Source organism: Psychrobacter sp. NPDC077938 (genome assembly GCF_044542635.1).
GTDB lineage: Bacteria > Pseudomonadota > Gammaproteobacteria > Pseudomonadales > Moraxellaceae > Psychrobacter.
In genome coordinates this window covers 244,322-267,084 of the sequence record NZ_JBITUW010000002.1, presented here as the reverse complement: position 1 = coordinate 267,084, position 22,763 = coordinate 244,322, and the positions used below count along the sequence as shown (strand labels likewise).

Below are 22,763 nucleotides of genomic sequence, written 5' to 3'. Positions count from 1 at the left end.
ATGGTCATTGCTTATACTGATTTTAATGAGTGATTGTATTGTTATTTATAGTTTCGGCTCATGAAGCCGACGTCTATTTAACCTAATATCTGTCTATTGAAGGCTATCTAATAGCTGAACATAAGAGGCAAACAATTGACGGTTTGAGACTAGCTCATCATAGGTAATCGCAAAGACACCATGCCCGCCATGTGCAAACTTCAACCAATCAAATTGAATTTCAGGATAGGCTTGTTTTAGCGCCCATTCGCTGTCACCCACTTCACAGATCAGCAACCCATCTGGGCTAAGGTAATCTGGCGCTTCAAATAAGATACGATGTACCAAATCTAAGCCATCTTGACCCGCTGCTAGTGCATGCTCAGGCTCATATAAGAACTCAGGCGGCAAATCTGCCATGATAGCCGCATCGACGTACGGTGGATTGGTGACGATAAGCTCATACTGGTTCTCAGCAGGTATCTTGGCAAACAAATCAGACTCGATTACGTTGACTTGATGACCAAGGTCATGATGATCGACGTTGACCATTGCCACTTCTAATGCGCCTTTATCGATATCGACGGCATCGACCAACGCATCAACGAAACGGGTAGCAAGCGCGATTGCGATACAACCAGAGCCAGTGCACAAGTCTAAGATACGCTCAGGCTGCGACAACTGCTTCACATCCAAGCCATGATCATAAAATACCGCTGACTTTTCGTTCGGACTGACACCCAGTGGTTTGGCCAATTCGGTAACTTCAAAGTACGGATGGAACTGCTGACGAATCAACTCTGCAATCGGTGAGCGCGGGATAAGAACTCGTTCATCGACATAAAAAGGCAGATCGCAGAAATACGACAAGTTAATCAAATAACTGAGTGGCTTACGTTCAGCGATACGCTCTTCTAACAGTCCTAGTACCAACTGCTTTTCAGACGTGGTCAGACGACAGTCTAAAATCTGCTCATTGGCAGACCAATCGAGAGACAAAGAGTGCAGGACAATGGCTGACGCCTCTGCAAACTCATCGGTTGTGCCTTGTGCAACAACTACATCGTAGTTACGCAACTGCGTGACTGAAAAACGAATAAAGTCGCGAATACTGACGAGCTGCTCACGTGCTTCGTTTAGCTCTGCATGTAAGTTAGCAAATTCATCGTGCTCACCAAGAAGTCCAGTCTCTAAATCATACTCCATCTCACCGTCTAAGCCCTCAGACTCATCATTGAAGTATTGGTTTTGAAACTCTTCTGCACTCATTGTTTGGTCTTCTGACATATCGCACCTTGTGGATTAACTGCTAGCGGGTTAAATTGCTTTTTGCTAAAAATCGTTATATTAAATAAAATTCAGTCATACATTATAGACGTAAACCTCTAATAGCGCCAATAACTGTCATTTTTACTTGCACAAAAAATAGTGCCAATAATGAACAGTTTGCGTAAGAATCGAGCACGACGCCATACACACCTTGGTTAAATTATTACCCAACTGTAGTGAATACGTCAGCAGTTGACGTTTGGCAAGTCTTAAATGCAAAAAGATGTGTCAAAAGTTTGCGATGCAATCAAATTATGCGCATAATAGCCGCATTAGTAGCAACCACAAGTGACTCAATATGATGAAAATAAAGCCAATTATTACTGCCATATCTATCGCAGCTGTAAGTGCTAGTGTAGCCGCACTTGCTGCACCTGCCGATAGTACTCGCACATTGCCAGTACGCACGGCTGACGCTATGCCAGGTCTTGCCAAAAAGGTTAGCCTTAATGTGCAAGAGAACCGTAGTCGCTCAGATGGCGCTGCTACTGTACAGTTAAATACAGAGAAAGCGAAACCAGTCGACAGCATGAACCAGCTTATCAATAATAAGCAAGAAGCCAACCAAAACGTGCCAGCCCCAGCTGCTGACAATATGAGTGCAGCAGAACTAACGCGTAAAGATGAGCAGGCTGACCGTAACGATGACATTAGTGAAGGTCAAGCCGTTGCTGCGCCTAGCGACCTATCATCTATCGACTCGTCTGATCCACTCGCTTTTGAGTTACCAGAGAGTGAGAAGCGTCAAGACTTCAGTGATGACCCAACCATCAAAAATATCGAAGATAAAGATGGTAAGAAACATACAACGCTGAACTTGTCGAACTATGCCAAGCAAGTGAACGGTGCTGTTTGGTCACCTAATATGAAAGTCAACTCAGCGATGACGATCAAAATGCAGGCGCTGCTCGATTGGAACCATGCTTCTCCTGGTCCTATTGATGGCGGTTGGGGTATGAATAGCAAAAAAGCCCTTGTTAACTTCCAAACGATGAAAGGCTTGCCAGCGACTGGTAAAATGGATCAAAAAACTTGGGATGCCTTGATTAAAAACATTCCTGCGAACAAACCTGTACTGGTCACTTATACGTTGACTGCAGACGATATCAATACCAATTTTGCGACTACCCCTTCTGGTTCAGAAGCGAAGTCAAAAATGAAAGGTCTTTATTATCAAGATATCAAAGAGATGCTAGGTGAACGTTTCCATATGGATGTACGTTACTTAGACAAACTTAACAAAAATAAAAAGTACGCTGTTGGCGAGACTATCACAGTGCTAAATACTCGTGACAAGCTGAACCAACGTATCAATCGCGTTGTCGCCAACAAAGCCGACAAAACGTTGTATGCCTACAATGGTGACAAATTGGTTGCTACTTATCCGACGACCGTTGGTAGCGATGCCACACCGTCTCCAAAAGGCACGTTCAAAATTATCAATAAAGTGAAAATGCCTTGGTATAAATCAACCGTTGGTGAAGGCGCTCAAAAGAAAGTTCACATGATAGCACCAGGACCAAACAACCCAGTCGGTGTCGTTTGGATGGGATTATCTAAGCCATCTTACGGTTTACATGGCTCACCAGTACCTGAAGGTATCAGCCGTCAAGGCTCAGCAGGTTGTGTTCGTTTGACCAACTGGGATGTGTTAGAAGTATATGCCAATATTGAGAATGGCGCGGTTGTCGAACTTCAATAAATAGAACCTTATTAAATCTAGCTTCGATGCTAGTTAGCCAAATAATTCTAATGACGACAAAAAAGACCTCAATATTGAGGTCTTTTTTTATTTGCTGATGGGCGGTTCCACTTCACATCGATAACACTGCTTGTCTTTATATTTGACTGTTTGACTTTATGTTTTATAGCCTTCCTCATTCCCAGTAATACTGCCAATTTTTTTGGTAAAGAATAATCCTGCAGGTATCGAAGCTAGAACGCCCAATCCAACCGCTATCTGAATATGAAATATCTCATCGAACCCTGTAATGAGAGCACCAATCATAAAAAGCCCGATAGTCACAGTGGCTGTCATTGAGTAAATGACAGAAAATAATGGCCAGTTCATAAGTTATTCCTTATCTTTATTGTGGATATGATATATTTAACCTTAATTCCACAAAAAAAGTAAGTATTTACCGTGAACCCTTGTAGCATCTATATTAAATGACTTTAGAATAAAAACCATGCTATTATTAAGGTTTTAGGATTAATCATAAGAAACATCAGTTCCTACTCCCATCTTCTCTCAACTCTTTTTTATAATTTTCAAGAATCCCCTATATCTTTATCTATTTATCATTACAATAATGACTTTCTTTATCTACTAAGAACGCTATCTGCTATGTCCTCATCTGAAAAAAACACTGCGCCTAACTCAGTGGATCAAAACGATTCATCAATCGCTACTGACGCCTCTCACAATCAAGACGCAACAATTGACCCAGTAGTTGATGATGCTGCTTTAGACAGTGACGATGTGGTCGTAGCAACCTTAGAATCGACAGAACCTGAGTCACAATCAAATACTGAAGCGTCTGAGGTTGCAAAGTCAGAAACTATAGAAGCGAAAGAGAAGTCAGACTTCTTCCAGTCGGATACGGCGGAAACAACAGAAAAAAGTGCTCAAGATGATAGTGATGCTGAAGTAACGGTAGAAGCAGAAGACGATCTTGCTGATGACACAAACATCGCAGCACAGTCATCAGATAACAAAACAGCCAATCAACCAAAAACAAAAGATGCATCTAGTCGCAATAATGACTATCAAAATAATGACTCAGAAGATAAAAATCAAAGTAAAGACACCGATGTAGAAGACAGCGACGCTCAAAAGTCTCAAGGTGAAAATGACGAAGATGAGGTTCAAGAGGAAAAAGAAGCCAAGCTTGAGTCTTACAAGCAATTTGTCGCCGAGCAATTTAGCAATCAAAAGGTAGATTACCCAGAAGTACGGGTTAGGATTGAGGCGAACGCGCTACCTAGCAAGATGTACTTTATTATGAACATTTTATCTGCCATCATTGCCAGTTACGGCCTAGTGACCAATTCAGCAGCCGTGGTCATCGGAGCAATGTTGGTTGCGATGATGCTAGGCCCTATCACGGGTATAGCACTAGCAATTATCGATCACCGTATGCCCTTACTGCGTAAGTCGCTCTTTACCGTCATTATTGGTGTCTCATTGGTGGTATTGGTCGGCTTTATCGTTGGTTGGCTACATAAGGATCAACCGCTAACGGCAGAAATCCTATCTCGCACCCAGCCTACCTCCATGGATCTGATGATTGCTCTAGCAGGTGGTACGGCTGGTGCTTATGCGATGGTATCTCCGCATCTCTCGGTTGCGGTTGTCGGCGTTGCGGTTGCCACAGCTTTAGTACCACCACTGGCAGCTAGTGGTATCTTGCTCGCTAATGGCGAGATGCAACTCGGGCTTGGCGCGCTGTTATTGGCAGCTACTAACATTCTTGCTATCCAGTTTACCAATGCGCTTGTATTGTGGGTACTAGGGTTCCGCCGTTTAGTCGATGACGATTATAAATCCAATACTTATTTGACTTTTTTGCAGCGTAACGCGGTGTCTTTATTACTACTTGGCGGCTTAGGTGCTTATTTGACCATCAATCTACAGACCAATGCCAAGCAGCAAGTATTTGAGAGTAGTGTCAAAGAAGCCATCAACAACTACTTTGTCGATCAAGGCAATGTATTGACCAATACGCAGTTTGATACCTCAGCAGAGAACCAAGTGGTGCGAGCAATCGTGCGTGGAGAGACATTACCGAGCTCATATGACGTACGCCAGATTGAAACGCTCATTACTAATGATATGGCAGAGAATTTCCCAGAGTACTTGCCAATCAAGCTTCAACTACGTTATCTGCCTGTGCAAGTAATCGAGTCTAATCCAACGACGCAAGACAAATTAGATGAAACGGATGCGGCAATTTTGACCAATTAGCATCAACACTCTACAAATTAGGCAATGACTAGCACACGTATAATAACCTAGTAGTTATAACTCTTGTACCAAGAGCTTGGGCGTTTGTGCTAAAATCGCTTGCAAAATTATTTTATGTCATTTACTCAATTCTATCCGTCAGTAAGGAGCCGCTGTGAGCCAGCCATTTCGCTCAGCCGATATTCGCCAAGCCTTTATCGATTTTTTCATAAGCAAGCAGCACACCCAAGTTTCATCGTCTAGCTTGATTCCACACAATGATCCGACATTGCTATTTACCAATGCCGGTATGAATCAGTTTAAAGAGACCTTTTTGGGTATGGAACCACGTGACTACACACGTGCAGTAACCTCTCAAAAGTGTGTACGTGCTGGCGGCAAACATAATGATTTGGATAATGTCGGCTATACCGCGCGTCACCATACTTTCTTTGAAATGCTTGGCAACTTCTCATTTGGTGATTACTTCAAGCAAGCAGGCATCGAGTATATCTGGGAGTTTTTGACCTCAGATAAGTGGTTAGCGATTGATAAAAATCGTCTCTATGTGACTATCTATGAGACTGATGACGAAGCCTTTGAGATTTGGAATAAAAACATTGGCATTCCGAGTGAGCGCATCATTCGTATTGGCGATAACAAAGGTGCTCCTTACGCTTCTGATAACTTTTGGACAATGGGTGACACTGGTCCTTGCGGTCCTTGTACTGAAGTCTTTTATGATCACGGCGCCGATATCGAAGGCGGTCTACCAGGTACGCCAGAAGAAGACGGTGATCGCTATATTGAGATTTGGAACTGTGTCTTCATGCAGTTCAATCGTCAAAAGGACGGCACGCTGTTACCACTCCCTGCACCAAGTGTCGATACAGGCATGGGTCTTGAGCGTATTAGTGCCATCATGCAAGGCGTTCATGGCAACTACGAGATCGATTTGTTCGTCTATTTAATGGATGCAGCAGCTGACATCTTAGAGATCAGCAACGAGCAACAATCATCATTGAAAGTCATCGCCGACCATATTCGTGCCGTGGCGTTTTTGATTGCTGATGGCGTCACGCCAAGTAATGAAGGTCGTGGCTATGTATTACGCCGTGTCATTCGTCGCGCAGTACGTCATGGCAACAAACTTGGTGCTGATAGCGAGTTCTTCTATAAAATGGTTGCGCCGCTTGTAGCTGAAATGGGCAGTGCCTATCCTGAGCTAAAGGACAAACAAAGCGTCATCGAAAGTGCTATTCAAAAAGAAGAAGCACAGTTTGCTAAAACATTGGCCCAAGGCTTACGTTTACTTGCCAGCGAACTTGAAGGCTTACAAGATGGCGATACGCTATCTGGTGAAGCGGCATTTAAGCTTTATGATACCTATGGTTTCCCACTTGATTTGACCGCCGATATCACTCGTGAGCGTGGTATCGCTATTGATGAAGCCGAATTTGATGAGCATATGCAGGCACAACGTGAGCGTGCGCGTGATGCTGGCAAGTTTGACGTCGATTACAGCAGCGTTATCCAAGTAGAAACGCCAACGACATTTATCGGCTATGAGCAGCTTGAAGAAGACGGCGTGACTATTGACGCACTTTATCAAGACGGCAACCCAGCAGACAGCTTAACAGAAGGCATGGAAGGCGTTGTGGTATTGGATCGCACCCCATTTTATGCTGAAGGCGGCGGTCAAGTTGGTGAGCTTGGTGAAATCCGTACGGCATCTGGCGTCTTTGAAGTACAAGATACCAAAAAATCTGGTCAAGCGATTATCCATTATGGTGTCGTGACCATGGGCGATATCAGCACTAAGCAAACCGCTGAAGCGCAAGTACTGTCCAGCATACGTGCAGCCAGTGCCAAAAACCACTCAGCCACTCACCTATTGCATGCAGCGCTAAGAGAAGTATTGGGTGACGCAGTCACGCAAAAAGGCTCACTAGTCTCAAGCGAAGTGCTACGTTTTGACTTTGCTTACGATAAGCCTGTTAGCGCCGCTGAAATCATGCGTGTCGAACGTCTCGTTAATGAGCAAATTCAAGCCAATACCCCTGCCCGTATCGAGCACATGTCGATTGACGAAGCGATGAACCAAGGCGCTATGGCACTGTTTGGCGAAAAGTATGGCAGTGACGTTCGAGTCCTAACCATGGGTACAGATCGTATCGTTGATGGTCAGCGCAAGCCTTTCTCTATCGAGCTATGTGGTGGCTTACATGTACAGCGTACGGGCGATATCGGTGTGCTAAAAATCACCAGTGAGTCTGGTATTGCGGCTGGTATCCGCCGAGTTGAAGCTGTCACTGGCATGAATGCGGTCAAAAACATTCAGCAAAGCGAGCAACAACTGAGCGAATTGGCAAGTCAGCTGAAAGTAAAACGTCCTGAAGTAGCGCAGCGTGTCCGTACTATGGCTGATAAGCAACGTGACCTAGAAAAACAACTAGAGCGTTTGCAACAAAAAATCGCCAGTGCTCAAGCAGCCAATTTGCTTGATGATGTACAAACGATCGCAGGTACGCCAGTTCTTATCAGCACCTTAAGCGGTATCGATGGTAAATCCATCCGTACGCTGATGGACGATATCAAATCAAAATTGCCTGATAGCGTGATTGTATTGATTGGTGATAAAGATGACCAGTTAGCACTCGCAGCGAGCGTCGCAAAATCTGTCACTGCCAAAGTGAAGGCTGGTGATATTATTCGTCATTTGGCAGGTGAGCTTGGTGGTAAAGGTGGCGGTAAGCCTGACTACGCACAAGGCGGCGCACCGAAGTCTGGTAATAGTGCAGCGGTTATCAGCGCTCTACCTGCTTGGATTGAAACCCAGCTTAGCTAAACTAGTGAATATTAAGCTAGTGAATATATTGGTATAGTGCATCACAATGTACCTTATATTTATCACATAGCTTTGCTCTACTACGCATAGAATACGTGATTGGTTATAACTACTATAACCAATCGCCATACATCTAAGCGCTCCTGAGGCTTAAAGTTATGCGGTAGATATGGTATAAAGGTCAACGTTTGGGCATATTGTTCATTCCATAAGGTTGATACATACCATTAGAAGAATGAAAGACCTAAAGGCATAACTCTTATCATCTGGCTTTATCTATACAAGCATTGACGAGCATCACATTGACTCTCATCAATGACAATAAAAAGTCATTATTGAATAAATAGGTAGATTTTTATGGCGTTAATAGTACAGAAATACGGCGGCACCTCGATGGGTAGTATCGACCGCATCAAAAACGTCGCCAAACGAGTCAAACGCTGGCATGACAATGGTCACCAAGTGGTCGTCGTGGTCTCAGCCATGAGCGGCGAAACTAACCGTTTGATTGATCTAGCTCGCCAAATTAGCACGCAGCCTGATCCTCGCGAATACGATCAAATGGTCTCAACAGGTGAGCAGGTTTCTATCTCACTCCTCGCTATGGCCATTAAAGAGCTTGGTATTGGTGCCCGTTCAATGACTGGTCGCCAAGTCGCAATTAAAACCGACAATGCCCATAATAAAGCCCGTATCGAAAGCATCGATGACAAAAACATACGCGAGCAATTAGATGCTGGCAATATCGTTATTGTGGCAGGTTTCCAAGGTATCGATGAAGAAGGCAACGCGACCACATTAGGGCGCGGCGGTTCTGATACCACAGGTGTGGCGATTGCTGCGGCCTTAGGCGCTGATGAGTGTCAAATTTATACCGATGTTGATGGTGTCTATACCACTGACCCTCGTGTGACCTCAAAAGCCAAAAAGCTTGAAAAAATTACGTTTGAAGAAATGCTTGAAATGGCAAGTCTTGGCTCCAAGATTCTACAAATTCGCTCAGTAGAATTCGCTGGTAAATATGGCGTGCCGCTACGTGTACTCTCTAGCTTTGATGAAAACACAGACGGTAGCTTTGACCAAGAATTTCAAGACAACGTGGGTACCCTAATTACGATAGACGAAGGAGACAATATGGAACAGGCAATCATCTCAGGTATCGCGTTCAACAGAGACGAAGCAAAAATCTTAGTACGCGGCGTGCCTGACCATCCTGGTATCGCCTCTGCTATCTTAAGCCCAATTGGTCGTGCCAATATCGAAATCGATATGATTGTACAAAATCTTTCGGATAACGGTACTACTGACTTTACTTTCACGGTTAACCGCACTGATTTAGATAAGACGCTAAAAGTGCTTAACGAAGAAGTGAAAGATGAAATTGGCGCCAAAGAAATATTAGGCAACAGTGAAGTTGTTAAAGTGTCATTGGTTGGTGTTGGCATGCGTTCACACGCAGGTGTCGCTAGCCTTATGTTCCAAACACTGGCTGAAAACAACATCAACATCCAAATGATTTCAACCAGCGAAATCAAAGTGTCGGTTCTGATTCAAGATCAACACTTAGAAAAAGCCGTTAAATCATTGCACACGGCATTTGGCCTAGATCGTGAAGACGGTGAAAGTAAAATCGCTGGGCTATAAGACATAAAAACTGTTAAAATATAGCATTAGCATTGATGGTTATCTATTAACCGCTATTAATGACTTTATATAGTATATAGATAAACAGCATTTAAATTAATAGCGTTTGAATCAATAGTATCTAAATAAAAACAGTACTTAAATAAAATAGGATCTTTTTAGGTCCTATTTTTATTTTTTAGCATAGTTGAAATGAGCATTTACCTAATAGTTTTGTGAAAAACCGTGACAGTATCTGTTATGCCGCCTATAATGGGGCTTTCATTTGGGCTAAATGAATCTACCTATCATTACCGCTATTGGCACGATATCTGGCATCGTGATAATGGTTATATTGCATGTTTGGTGCTGCGGTGATGTTCTGCAATTGAGAAGTAATCTGATGAGTAATAATTTGTTGATGCGACATAAGGAGTGTGACGCATGTTAATTTTGACACGCCGCGTGGGCGAAACGCTAATGATTGGCGACGAAGTAAGTGTGACGGTTCTAGGCGTCAAAGGCAATCAAGTACGTATCGGTGTAAACGCACCTAAAGATATTGCAGTACACCGCGAAGAGATTTATCAACGTATTCAGCATGAGCGTTCTGTACAGTCGCAAATGCAGCATCTTGAGCAAGGCAACTTTTCGCCTTCGTTTGATGACGAAGACTATTTTAATCGCTAAGCTAGCTAAATTATAATGCTGAACGCTCAACGGCTACTATCATCATTGAGCACACATAAATATTATATTGTTTTTTTAATCTGCTCTGAGGTCATTTATTTATGAGTATCCGCCAATCAGATGTATCGGCATTACTTAATGGTTTGAATAAAAAAGCCATTGGATTCAATGATGTCATCAGCTTTATCGATGATTTTTATCGCTATGCACCTGCCCCTTTCGTAAATGGAATGGTACATAATGCAGCCGGTGAGAACGAAGGTAGCGCAAAGATCTTTGGTTTTGCTAAGCACCATGGTCTGAACCAATTGGACACGCTTAAACTATTTGGCGAGCATTATGCCAAGGTTCAAGCAACGCCTAACGGTACCGATCATGCCAATATCCGTAATTTTTTACATTGGGGCTGGCAAGGATTTTTGATGCAAAAGAACCCGCTAACGGTTCGTCCTAGTGTCGATACGACTGCTATTTAATCGTCTATGATGATTAAGCTATTTCTGATAATTTAATTATTGATAAAGTAAAAAAAGCCACGCTATATAGCGTGGCTTTTTATGATAATTGTTTTTATCACAACTATTACAACTTATTTATAAATCTATTTATCACGAAACTTAACAGGCTGTACCGCACCTTTAGGATTCGGCATATTAGGGTAGTGATGCTCGTGCTCGACATCACATTCAGCGCCAACGACAGTACCATCGTCTTTTACGGGTTTATGAATATAACCTGTACGCTCAGCTGGCGGCAGATGCTCATGTTCCCATACCATCACAGCTTGCATACAAGTCTCACGCTGCTCAGCGGTAATCTTACGACCGTCAGGCCATTTACCTAGCTCAATCGCCATACGAAATTTATCAACCACTTCGGGCGTTAGACTTGCTAGTATTGTTTGTTTATCCATCTTGCCTACTCTCCACTACCATTTTTTGCATCATATTTTGGTCTAATAGATACGCTTATTCATCGTCTATAATATCATCATCGACATCAAGACTGAATTCTTCGGCATGTACGTTCCAGTGCAGCTTTGTACGGCAGGCCTCATAAAAGTCAAACCCAGGTGGGTGCAACAAAGTAAGCTTATCAGGATGCTTACGAATATGGAGACGTTGCTCTTGCTCAAGTGGCACGCTTGGCTTACCGTCCGCACTCACCATCGGCTGAGTACGATTGTCTTCGTGGATACGAATACAGACCTCACTATTACCACTGACCACAATCGGTCTGCTAGATAATGTATGGGGATGCATCGGCACCAGACAAATAGCGTCCATACTCGGATGAATAATTGGACCGCCACCTGATAAGGCGTAAGCGGTAGAGCCAGTCGGTGTTGCTGCTATCAAGCCATCACTATGCTGTCTATAAACGTCATGTCCATCGATTTTCATCTGAAAATCAATCATATGTACGGATTTACCGGCGTGCAGTACGATGTCGTTCAGCGCCATGTCTTCATGGATAATTTTGCGTCCTTCTCGTATCTCCATCGTCAATAAAAACCGATGGTCCAGTTGATAGTCTCCCATCAATACTTGGCGTAACTTAAACGCAGCTTCATCAGGTTTTACATCTGCTAAGAACCCTAAACGACCACGGTTAACCCCTAATACAGGTACACGGTAGCGTGCTAGCGCTTCAGCGGCATGTAGTATCGAACCATCACCGCCAACCACAATAACCAAATCACAAATCTCACCAATCAAACCCCGTTTGACGATTTTGACTCTTTCTATGTCTGTGAGGTCAAGCGTTGGCAAATTGGCAGTTTGTACATCCATTATTAACGTCAAATTCATGTCATTGACGGTTTGGGCAATCTGTACCAAGCTTTGAGTGACACTACGTTTACCAGCACGGCCCATTAGACCAATACGCCTAAAGGCGGGGTTTTTAATAGCGTGGAATAGCTCTGATTCATGTAAGTGTGGCAATCTTGCTGACTGCGCTGAGTTTTCCATAAAACGACTCGGTATAACGGTGAAGTACAAGGTAATGATAGCGATAAATGCGCGCTTAGACTAGCATGTTTATTAATTATCGTTGTTAACTGTCGTAACTGACCCCATATAAAAGCTATCAAATGTTTTACTTAGCCGAATCTTTCTGTTCAGTTTTTCAATTAGCGTATTGAGCGATACAGTAGCCTGATGCGCTAGCCAATGAGCAGCCTGAGGTTGCACCGCAGCAGTTGTCACGCAAACACAGTTGACAATAATGGCGGTTTTGCTAAAGTAACTAACATTACTATTTTTATATTTTATTATTAAGGACTTATGTATGGCCAATCCTATTGTCAGTCGCGCAGAACTTGCGATCGGCGGTAATCCAATGACGGTCAAGGGCGTAATTCAAAAGACCAGCTTGTTACTTGGTTTATCAGCCATTACTGGTGTGGGCTTTTTCTTTTATGCGCTTATGGCAGGTTTATCGCAAGGTTTTATTACGATGGCAGCCTTTGGTAGCATGATTGCTGCGTTTGTTCTGGCTCTTTTTATTACCTTCAAGCCGCAAAAAGCCAAGACTTTGGCTGTGCCTTACGCACTGTTAGAAGGTATATTTTTGGGCGGTATCTCATTATTTTTCATGAGAATGTATCCAACAGTACCAGTCACTGCAATGTGCGCAACTTTTGTCACAGCTGCGGTTATGCTGGGTCTATATCGTTCAGGTTTAGTTAAAGTTACTGAAAAGTTCCGTTCTATCGTGACCTCGGCGGTTATTGCCATTATGCTTGTCTATGTCGCACAGTGGGTACTTTCTCTAGCGTTTGGCTCATCATTGCCGTTCCTATTTGAAGGTGGCGCTATCGCTATTGGCTTTAGCTTATTTGTCATCGTTATCGCTTCTTTCACTCTACTATTAGATTTCGATAATATTGATCGCGGTGTTGCGATGGGTGTTTCTGAAGATTACGAGTGGTTGTTCAGTATTGGTATTCTTGCAACCCTAGTCTGGATGTATATCGAATTTATGCGTCTGCTAAGCTATCTACAAGACTAATTTTAAGAGCGACCTAACAGTATCTCTGTATAGAAAAAACCGCCTTCCATTTGATGCAAGGCGGTTTTTTTATGAGCAAACTTTACAGACCTGTTTAAATTAAGTACCTCTTAAAGAAGCTAAGCACGTTTTAAGCGCAATGCATTTAATACGACAAATAGCGAACTGAGCGACATACCAATCGCAGCGAGCCATGGTGGCACATAGCCTAAAGCCGCTGGTATCAAGACAATACTATTATAAGCAAGCGCCCAGCGGAAATTTTGCTTAATGATACGTTCCGTTTTATCAGAGATGCGTTTTGCGGCGGTGATGGCTTCGATTTGTCCATTTAAGATAATACTGTCACTGGATACTTGTGCTAAGTCTGCCGCACCTGCAATCGAGGTCGACACATCTGCCGCTGCTAACACTGGTGCATCATTGATTCCATCACCCACCATCAGTACGACCGCACCTTTGGCTTGCAGCTGCTGAATATGATTGACTTTATCAGTCGGTGAGAGACCATTATAAGCCGCCTGCATTCCTAAACTCTCAGCCATGACCAGCGCTTGCGGGCTTGGGTCACCCGTCAACATCACAGACTCAATACCTAGCTCTTTGAGCGTATCGAGCATGGACTTAGCGCTATCCCGTACTTTGTCGTTAAAGTAAAAGCACGCCAGCGCCTGCCATTCATTATCATCAATATTTTGACGAGATAACACGACTGCTGAGCTGGCTCGCTGTGCCACCAAATCGATGGTTACATCATTATTTGCCTCTATATCATTGGCACTGCCCCTTGTTTTATCTAACGCAAAATCCCTATGACCGATACGGTATACCATGCCATCAATCATGGCTTCTACACCGCCTGCTGGATAATTTTGTACCGCTTGCGTCGATGGCAAGTGTAACTGATAGGCCGCCGTCAGTAACGCGTGAGCAATCGGATGGCGGCTCCCTACTTCTAGAGCAGCGGCAATGGCCAACAGCGTGTCTTTTTGCGCCGTTGAGGATAAACCATCAGATTCGGTCTGGCTTTTTGGTGTGACTAACTCAATATTTAATAAATTTGGCTTACCATAAGTCAGCGTACCCGTCTTATCAAAAGCAACATGCGTGATTTCAGCCAGCGTTTGTAATGTATGTCCACGCGTCGTCAAAAAACCATAGCTTGCCAAACGATTGGTTGAGACGGTCAAGGCAATCGGCGTCGCCAATGATAATGCACAAGGACAAGTAGCCACCAAGACTGCCACGGTTGCCCAAATCGCTTGGCTTGGGTCAACAATATACCAACCGACAAATACTAAGACGGATAAAACCAAAATACGCGCCACAAACCAACGTGCCAGCTTATCTGCTTGTTGTGCCAATTTGGGCTTTTCGCTCATGGCACGATTCATCAATCGATCAATTAAGCCTATCTGGCTGTCTTTTGGCAATGCTGTGACGAGCATTTCGAACGGCTGGCTATCGTTTTGTGCACCGCCAACAATATAATCGCCTTGAGATTTGATGATTAAATCACCTTCACCGGTCAGTAGACTTTGTGACACCGTTGCAGTAGAACTTAGCAAGATACCATCACTGATAATCTCTGAACCCGCTTCAACCAAAATGATGTCGCCCACTTGTAAACTGTGAGCGGTGACCATTTGCTTTGACTCTATATCGTCTTCGAATTGTGATTGCACATTCTGTTGGTTGCGTGACTGCTGCCAGTCTTGAGCGATACGCGATGTGAGCTGATGAACATTGGCATCCATACGCTGCATAAAATCAGGCATGACTTCAGCCGCCACACTCGAACCCTTTTGAGCATTATCTTCGACAACTTGACTTTGTTGAGATTCATTTTCTTTTAGCAGTTGTAAAATACGCGCAGCTGCTGCTTTGTCTTCAGCGATTTTTTGTACCAATACCGGCTCAACCACGACCAAATCATTAGCCATAGTCGCGGCTTTTAGACGTGCGTTATGCTCGATATAACGCCCTGCCAGCAAAAAGAAAATAAACATACTAACCGAGTCATAGTATGTCTCCCCTTGCCCAGTGATGGTAGCGTAGAGACTGGCAAAGAAAGTGATAATCAATGCAAGACTGACGGGCACATCCATATTGACTTGGCGAGCACGAATCGCTGACCATGCAGAGGTAAAAAAAGGAATACCAGCATAGAAGAAAACAGGCGTGCTCACAAATAAAGACACCCAACGTAAAAAGTCACGCTGAAATATCAACATGTCGCTATACTCGCCAAAATACAGCGCAACGGCATACATCATCGCTTGCATCGAACCTAGTGCAGCGATGCCGAGACGCAATAGCATTTGATTATTATGACGTGCCAGCATGGCTTCATGAGTATCTTGCCGATAAGGCTTGGCTTCATAGCCGATTTCATTGATGACCGCTAAAATGCGACTGATGGGTAATTTGTTCTCATCCCAAATGACCCGCATACGTTGGTTGGTCAAATTTACCTGACACTTACCAATACCCTCTAGCTCATCGAGACGCGACTCAATCAGCCAAGTACAGGCAGCACAGCGTAAGTTATTAACAGACAGCTCTGCTACTGACATGCCATCTTGCGCGTAAACGAATTGCGATTTTATCTCGTCATGATCATAGACTTCGAGACGCGTCAGCTGAGTTGGCAAACTTGCCGTACGGTTAATCTCTGAACGGTCAAGATAGTATTGCTCAAGACCAGACTCTACAATACTTTGGGCAGCTAACTGACAGCCCATACAACACATCTCTCGTGACTGACCTAATATCTCAGCATAAAAGGGTGGCTGAGGTACGGGGTCGCCGCAGTGGAAACAGTGATCAGCCAGCGGGAGCACTAAGCCTTCGATGATAGAAGTGTCTTCATAAGAATGATTGGTAGCAGATGATACTGATGATGGGATACTAGACATAGTCGCGCTTACTTCCTTTGACAGGCTTGCTTAAAATGCATTCATTTAAAGCAAACTTGCTCTTATTGACTGTAGTGTACGTCATGCAATAGAGCCGTTTTTAATCACATGAATATTACTACTGCTAGTAGCATAGTATTAATAACAAACGGCTAATAGCAAACAATTAGCAACAGCGAATTCATACAAAATACATCGTGAGGGCAATCGTAAATTGTTATCTTATATGGCGTTTATCTACCAGATTGAAAGTGACTGACGCTTTATTACAAGTATCGGTATTTTAATAGGGATTATACTATAAGCCGTCGCTATGAGCAGTACCATCACTCATGGTCTACGACCAATAAATGCCTGCGTTGACGATGATAGATTGAAAAATTTGTCAATTTGCGTCATTATGAGGCAGTTTTTTATCCAAAAATGGTGCGACATCCGTGCAAAAACCTAATTACAAGTTACCAAATACCAAGTTATCAGCGTCATCTAAGTCTGCTATGCACACGCTACCCTCGCAGCAGCGCGGCTTGGTCTTTAGTAGTCTGCTATTAATTATCATCATCGCAGGCATGGTGCTGTTGGCGCTATATTTGATCAAGCTTGATCGCACCATTACTCATAAGTTTGAGGGTAAGCGCTGGGACATTCCAGCCAAAGTGTATTCGCAGCCGCTTGAGCTGTATCAAGGTGCCAATGTCGATAGAGATACAATGAAGACATGGCTAGAGTTGCTTAACTATCAAAGCAATAAAGCTTATGACCGCACAGGTACCTATCATCGAACAGGTAATACTTACTTTATTCACACGCGCGGCTTTACGTATAGTGCTAATGATAAAGATGCCGAACAAGTCATCAAAATGACGATTTCTGGCAATAAAGTAGAGTCTATCCAAAGTACTCTGCCTGCCAAAAGCGGTATCATTCGTCTAGAGCCTGTCAATATCGGTGGTATCTATCCCGACAGCAATGAAGATCGGATGGTTGTGTCTTTGGACGAAGTGCCTCAGCCGTTAATTGATGCACTCATCGCTACCGAAGATCGCGCTTTTTATGAGCACAAAGGGGTATCGGTACGTGGTATCGCCCGTGCCGTAATCAATAACTTTACTGGTGGTGCTAGACAAGGTGGCTCGACCATCACTCAGCAGCTGATCAAAAACTTCTACCTCAATTCAGATCGCACTATCAAACGCAAAGCCAACGAAGCATTGATGGCCGTGCTACTTGAGCTGCATTACAGCAAAGATGAAATTTTACAGACCTATTTGAATGAGATTTATCTGGGTCAAAATGGCAATCGCTCTATCAATGGTTTTGGTCTGGCATCACAGTTTTATTTTGACAAACCACTTAATGAGCTGCGCTTAGATCAGCAAGCGATGCTAGTTGGTATGGCAAAAGGCCCAAGTATCTACAACCCACGTCGTAATCCAAACGACTCAAAAGCACGCCGTGACGTAGTGCTTAACAACATGCTGACCATGGGCACATTGAGCCAAGAAGACTATGACAAAGCCTTAAAGCAACCACTTGGCATCGTGGATAAGCCTGCTGAAGGCAAAAGTCAGTTCCCTGACTTCTTAGATATTGTCAAACGTGAGCTAAATACCGTCTATTATTCTGACGACCTCAAGAACGAAGGTCTGATTATTATCAGTACTCTAGACCCTATCGCTCAATTGGCAGCAGACAAGGCCGTTGATAGAAAACTTGGTGAGCTACGCCGTAATAGTAGCAAAACTAAGGATTTACAAGGCGCGTTAGTGAGTGCCAATCCTGAGACTGGCGAGCTAGTGTCTGTCGTGGGTAGTGGTAGTGAATTTACAGGGTTTAACCGCGCGGTCGATGCCAAACGCCAAGTTGGCTCATTGCTGAAGCCTATCATTTATATGACTGCGCTTGAGAGCGGTCGTTATAACTTGGCCAGTTCAGTAGATGACTCCCCTATTACGGTCAATCTAAACGACGGTACTGACTGGAACCCTAAAAACTACGACAACCGTGATCATGGCTATGTACCATTTACCACGGCATTGTCTCAATCCTACAACCAAGCAGCAGTACGCTTAGGTATGGAGTTCGGCGTTAATACCTTTGCTAAGCAATTACAGCGCATGGGTATCAAAGAAAAAATTCCACCTTACCCATCAGCATTACTAGGCTCAGTTAATTTGAGTCCGATGGATATGCTTGGCATTTATCAAGTATTTGCCACTGGTGGTTTCCGCACTCCTATTCATAGTATCCGTACCGTCATTGATGATCGCGGCCGTATCTTACAGCGTACTGGGCTTAATACTCAGCGCAGTATTCCACCTGAAACCAACTTTTTGACCAACTATGCATTACAACAAGTCGTCTCAAATGGTACGGCTAGACGTGCGCAATCACTCGGCAGCAATTTAAACCTAGCAGGAAAAACAGGGACGACAAATGACTACCGTGATGCTTGGTTTGCAGGCTATAGTGGCAACTATGTGAGTGTCGTTTGGGTTGGTCGTGATGATAATAAACCGATTGGTTTGAGTGGTGGTACTGGCGCCTTGCCAGTTTGGGTAGATTATATGAAACGCCTAAAACTGACTCCAGTTGCCCTACCAGAGCCAGAAGGTATCGAGTGGTTATGGCTAGAGAACAACTCAGGCAAACTGTCTAATGAACGCTGTGCCAACGCTCGCTACTTACCAGTAATGTCAGCTCATCTACCAGAAGAAGCCAGCAGTTGTGCGCTAAGCCTATATCAGCAAGATCGCGCTCGTGAACAGACACAGTTTCAGAACCAGCAAGGTGATATCAATCAACAACGTCGTCGCGAAGGTTTAGAAATTCCAAATGGCGAAGTTGTTGAGTCTGATGGTGCAGAAGGTAGCAGCGAGCAAAGTGAAGGTGATGAAAACCGTGCTGATACTTGGTATGACCGCGCTGTTGAATGGTTCTAGCTGTTGAATGGTTCTACTAGTGTTTTTGGTATTTAGCTTTTAATATTTAAAAAAGGTTTTAACATGATGGTGTCATCTTTACGGACAACTACTTCAGTAAAACAAACCATAGTGCTATGGCGTAATAAAATTACGTCAAGCAATACCTTACTTGCAGGCAGCGCGATCGTTGGCATGCTAAGCCTAAGTGCTTGTCAAACAGCACCTAGCACATCGACCACAGTGCAAACAACGCCTGTTCAAATATTACCAACGTCACAACCGACCGTGCCATCAACGACAACTGCTCAAGCGCCTGTCACGGAAGCAAATGATCAAAGCAACTACCCAACCGAGCCTTACGATGCAGTTGAACAGTCCGAAACACCAAATCCGTTAACGCAAGAGACCCCTGTATTTACGCCTCCTGCACCAGAAGTGACGCAGCCTGACCCTATTATCATTGCGCCTTCTCGTAATGACTATATAATCTCTGAACCATCAGTACCGTCGCATAATGAGCTACTTGAGCACGCTAGAAGAAACTCGCAGCAACGTACTCAACAATCTGCCAGCAACAATAGTAATCTACCTGCATTTCGCAATTTGATGCAAGTAGGTATCAGTCAGTTGAAAGCGGGCAATCTAACCAATGCCGAGAGCAGCTTTACCCGTGCACAGCGTCTAGCGCCTAAGTCATCGGCGGTATATTTCTACTTGGCACAAGTAGCATTAAAAAAGAACCAACCTCGTAAGGCAGAAGCGATGGCACGTCGTGGTCTTAGCGTCTCTCAAGATAGCAATCGTAGACGAGCACTATGGCAAGTTATATTGCAATCAGGACAAGCTCAGGGTAACTCACGCGTGGTCAATGAAGCAAAACAAGCCTTGCGCTAATAACTGAGTATTTGTACCTCTTAGATTTATTAGTTAAAACATCTATATACATCATTCATTTCATTGTATGTAGATTTATCTAGGGCAGCCCCTAACACCTACACTTATTTTTATTTCCGCTTAAGGTTATCTTTATGGCATGGCAACAACTGCATTTACAATGCGAAAAATCAAACGTCGACTTGGCTGAAGCGCTTTTGTTAGAAGCAGGCGCATTATCAATAGCTTTAGACGATGCTGGCGATCAACCTCTGTTTGAGCCACTTCCAGGTGAATCACCGCTTTGGGATGAGGTGATACTAACAGGGCTATTTGATGCGACTACTGATGCTGGTAGTCGTCAAGCGGTTGAGCAATTAAGTCATGAAATTGCTGCACAAGTACAGGCTACTCGTATTTGGCTAACGGCTGTTGATGATAAGGACTGGGAACGCGAGTGGATGAGCAACTATCATCCTATCGAATGCGCTAATGACTTATGGATTGTACCTGACTGGCTAACGCCGCCTAACCCTGAAGCCACCAATATCATTATGGACCCAGGTTTGGCATTTGGGACTGGCTATCATGCTACGACTCGCCTATGCCTAGACTGGCTAACAGAGCAAGACCTAACAGACAAAGTGGTTATCGATTATGGTTGTGGCTCAGGTATTCTAGGGATTGCTGCTTTGCTATTGGGTGCACGTCAGGTATATGCAGTCGATATTGACCCGCAGGCGGTACTTGCTACCAATCAGAACGCGGTACGCAACAATGTAGGCGATCGTTTGCAGGCATTTTTGCCAGAAGAATTTACAGAGTATTGCGCGCAACATGACATTTTGCCTGTAGAAGTGATTGTTGCCAATATTTTAGCGAAGCCGCTTGTTGGTTTAGCACCTTACTTTGCGACACTGATTGCGCCAAAGGGCCGTATTGTATTAGCAGGTTTGATTGAGTCACAAACCGAGCAAGTCACTGAAGCTTATCAGCCATATTTTGCACTGGATCCTAAGCATGCTTTTACTGCGCAAGAAGACCAACATTGGCAGCGTTTATCAGGTACATTTACCAGCTAGCAACATTTAATTACATCTGTTACGATAGAGGGCAGTCAAATGTTATGTGTTTGACGCCACTCTGTCTTTGCCCATAATTCATCGAAATTGAAAAAGTACAATGCGTATTGTGGGCAGCTATTGGTGAGTGGCTAAGCGGTATTGATAACCATACTTTTTTGGATTCGCCTCTATGACCACACCAATAAAAACACAATGCCCCCATTGCCAAGCTTGCTATAGCGTTAAACAAACTCAATTAAATCAAGTCAATGCTACCATCAGCTGTGATCGTTGCCAGCAAATTTTTTTGGTCAATAAGCATCTTGTGGTAAATTCTGAGGTTATTCAAAAACCAACACCACAAAAAAATATTCCTGCTCAACAAAAAGCTCAAAATCAACCAATATCAAACGAGCAAAAAACGTCTACTAATAGTAATCAGCATAAACCTCAAAATGTGCCAAATCGCCCTACATCTTCAATCAGTAAGAAAAAATCATCTGATACTTTGATTCATGACGACTTAATCTATGATGATATGGATATAGACGATCCAGAAGAGAACGTTCAAGAGTATGACTCATTAGATAGCATGGATGCATGGTTAACCCAAGCCAGTAATACCAGTCCTAGCGTATCAACCACAGAAAAACCAAAAGCGACTCCTTCTGAAGAAACTATCAAAAGCCCTAATCCATCAATAAAGAAACCATCTACTAGTACAATATCAGCATCCTCATCAACACAGGACATGCTCAGCTCGGCAGCGGCCAATGATATTCATGCCAATGTTGAGAGTACTGATAACAATTCATGGCTGCAAAAACTATTAGAAGAACAAAATCAACCCGAAGAAACACCACCAGATGATACAGACTTATCACAGCTTCTGTCTGATATGGGAGTACCCGTCAAAGATGAAGACCCTGTTGCCGACGATCGTTTAAGAAAAACTCAGCTACCGTTTGCACCAACCCAAACGACACGTTCAATTGCATCACTATTATGGATATTAGGTTGTTTGGTCTTAGCACTGCTACTCGCAGCACAGTATGTTATTTTTAACTTAGAAAATTTAGTCAAAAACCCAGCATATGCTCAGCGTCTCCAATCGATCTGCTCTGTCGCTGCCTGCAGCTTGCCCAGTGCAGACTTATCAGCGCTTACCATCAGCAATACCTTTCATAGAAGCAGTCAGATTAAAACTGCTGGTACATTTAGCGATATAGGCGCTACTCTGAGTAACGGAAGCCTGCAATCACAACTATACCCCAATGTTAAAATAAGCGTTTACGGTAAAGATGAGATTATTGGAGAGTTTATTGCAGATCCAAACGATTATTTACTAGGAAAGCAAAGTCAGTTAGCTGCCAATACAGATAGACAGCTATTATTCACTATCCCTGTGGCTAATGCGCAAATTCGTGACATTACTATGACCGCTCTTTATTAAATTAAGTTGTCATATATAAATAAGCGTGATTAGAAAATACACCGTCAATTCATTTTCAATTAAACCGTGATAGCCAAGATAACAATGAATCTATCAGCGCT

Annotated in this window: 15 protein-coding genes and 1 pseudogene; 11 read left to right on the top strand and 5 right to left on the bottom strand. The window is 43.6% G+C overall.

Going from position 1 to position 22,763, the window contains the following annotated elements:
• Positions 1-93: 93 nt before the first annotated feature.
• Positions 94-1,266: a 50S ribosomal protein L3 N(5)-glutamine methyltransferase gene (gene prmB, locus ACIGBM_RS04625; protein ID WP_101206117.1), complete on the bottom strand. Its 1,173-nt coding sequence runs from the start codon at positions 1,264-1,266 to the stop codon at positions 94-96.
• Positions 1,267-1,606: 340 nt separating this feature from the next.
• Between prmB and ACIGBM_RS04620 the strand changes: the two genes are divergently transcribed.
• Positions 1,607-3,010, top strand: coding sequence for a L,D-transpeptidase family protein (locus tag ACIGBM_RS04620; protein ID WP_379544005.1), 1,404 nt, complete (start codon positions 1,607-1,609; stop codon positions 3,008-3,010).
• Positions 3,011-3,166: 156 nt separating this feature from the next.
• Here ACIGBM_RS04620 and ACIGBM_RS04615 read toward each other — a convergent pair whose 3' ends face one another.
• A complete protein-coding gene (locus ACIGBM_RS04615; RefSeq protein ID WP_057759250.1) occupies positions 3,167-3,379 on the bottom strand; it encodes a hypothetical protein in 213 nt (70 codons plus the stop codon).
• A gap of 276 nt (positions 3,380-3,655) precedes the next feature.
• On the opposite strand from ACIGBM_RS04615, the gene ACIGBM_RS04610 reads away from it, so the two are divergent.
• From ACIGBM_RS04610 to ACIGBM_RS04590, 5 genes and pseudogenes are all read left to right on the top strand, one after another.
• Positions 3,656-5,275, top strand: coding sequence for a DUF389 domain-containing protein (locus ACIGBM_RS04610; RefSeq protein ID WP_397476917.1), 1,620 nt, complete (start codon positions 3,656-3,658; stop codon positions 5,273-5,275).
• Between the two features lie 154 nt (positions 5,276-5,429).
• On the top strand, positions 5,430-8,102 hold the full coding sequence (gene alaS / locus ACIGBM_RS04605) for an alanine--tRNA ligase (protein ID WP_397476916.1): 2,673 nt from the start codon (positions 5,430-5,432) through the stop codon (positions 8,100-8,102).
• Between the two features lie 357 nt (positions 8,103-8,459).
• The gene (locus tag ACIGBM_RS04600) at positions 8,460-9,746 is read left to right on the top strand and encodes an aspartate kinase (RefSeq protein ID WP_057759246.1); all 1,287 of its coding nucleotides are present in this window, start codon (positions 8,460-8,462) and stop codon (positions 9,744-9,746) included.
• A 423-nt stretch (positions 9,747-10,169) separates the two neighbouring features.
• Positions 10,170-10,337: pseudogene (csrA, locus tag ACIGBM_RS04595) on the top strand (carbon storage regulator CsrA); the annotation flags it as partial.
• A gap of 179 nt (positions 10,338-10,516) precedes the next feature.
• Positions 10,517-10,891 (top strand): HopJ type III effector protein, encoded by a 375-nt coding sequence (locus tag ACIGBM_RS04590; protein WP_057759243.1) that lies wholly within the window; start codon positions 10,517-10,519, stop codon positions 10,889-10,891.
• A gap of 125 nt (positions 10,892-11,016) precedes the next feature.
• On the opposite strand, the gene ACIGBM_RS04585 is transcribed toward ACIGBM_RS04590, so the two are convergent.
• Both ACIGBM_RS04585 and ACIGBM_RS04580 read right to left on the bottom strand, forming a co-directional pair.
• Complete coding sequence (locus ACIGBM_RS04585) at positions 11,017-11,328, bottom strand: YeaC family protein (RefSeq protein WP_102094259.1); 312 nt, start codon at positions 11,326-11,328, stop codon at positions 11,017-11,019.
• Between the two features lie 55 nt (positions 11,329-11,383).
• On the bottom strand, positions 11,384-12,388 hold the full coding sequence (locus tag ACIGBM_RS04580) for an NAD(+) kinase (protein ID WP_179798759.1): 1,005 nt from the start codon (positions 12,386-12,388) through the stop codon (positions 11,384-11,386).
• Between the two features lie 319 nt (positions 12,389-12,707).
• Here ACIGBM_RS04580 and ACIGBM_RS04575 point away from each other — a divergent pair, with 319 nt between their 5' ends.
• The gene (locus ACIGBM_RS04575; protein ID WP_057759239.1) at positions 12,708-13,430 is read left to right on the top strand and encodes a Bax inhibitor-1/YccA family protein; all 723 of its coding nucleotides are present in this window, start codon (positions 12,708-12,710) and stop codon (positions 13,428-13,430) included.
• 119 nt (positions 13,431-13,549) lie between these two features.
• Here ACIGBM_RS04575 and ACIGBM_RS04570 read toward each other — a convergent pair whose 3' ends face one another.
• Positions 13,550-16,348, bottom strand: a complete 2,799-nt coding sequence (locus ACIGBM_RS04570; protein ID WP_397476915.1) for a heavy metal translocating P-type ATPase — start codon at positions 16,346-16,348, stop codon at positions 13,550-13,552.
• 437 nt (positions 16,349-16,785) lie between these two features.
• On the opposite strand from ACIGBM_RS04570, the gene mrcB reads away from it, so the two are divergent.
• The 4 genes from mrcB (at position 16,786) to ACIGBM_RS04550 (ending at position 22,662) form a co-directional block, all read left to right on the top strand.
• Positions 16,786-19,290 (top strand): penicillin-binding protein 1B, encoded by a 2,505-nt coding sequence (gene mrcB / locus ACIGBM_RS04565; RefSeq protein ID WP_397476914.1) that lies wholly within the window; start codon positions 16,786-16,788, stop codon positions 19,288-19,290.
• Between the two features lie 63 nt (positions 19,291-19,353).
• Positions 19,354-20,166, top strand: coding sequence for a tetratricopeptide repeat protein (locus ACIGBM_RS04560; protein ID WP_397476913.1), 813 nt, complete (start codon positions 19,354-19,356; stop codon positions 20,164-20,166).
• A gap of 134 nt (positions 20,167-20,300) precedes the next feature.
• Positions 20,301-21,227 carry a 50S ribosomal protein L11 methyltransferase gene (prmA, locus tag ACIGBM_RS04555; RefSeq protein WP_397476912.1) on the top strand — a complete coding sequence of 309 codons (927 nt, stop codon included), beginning with the start codon at positions 20,301-20,303 and terminating at the stop codon, positions 21,225-21,227.
• Between the two features lie 172 nt (positions 21,228-21,399).
• Positions 21,400-22,662, top strand: a complete 1,263-nt coding sequence (locus tag ACIGBM_RS04550) for a DUF3426 domain-containing protein (RefSeq protein WP_397476911.1) — start codon at positions 21,400-21,402, stop codon at positions 22,660-22,662.
• Positions 22,663-22,763: the final 101 nt, after the last annotated feature.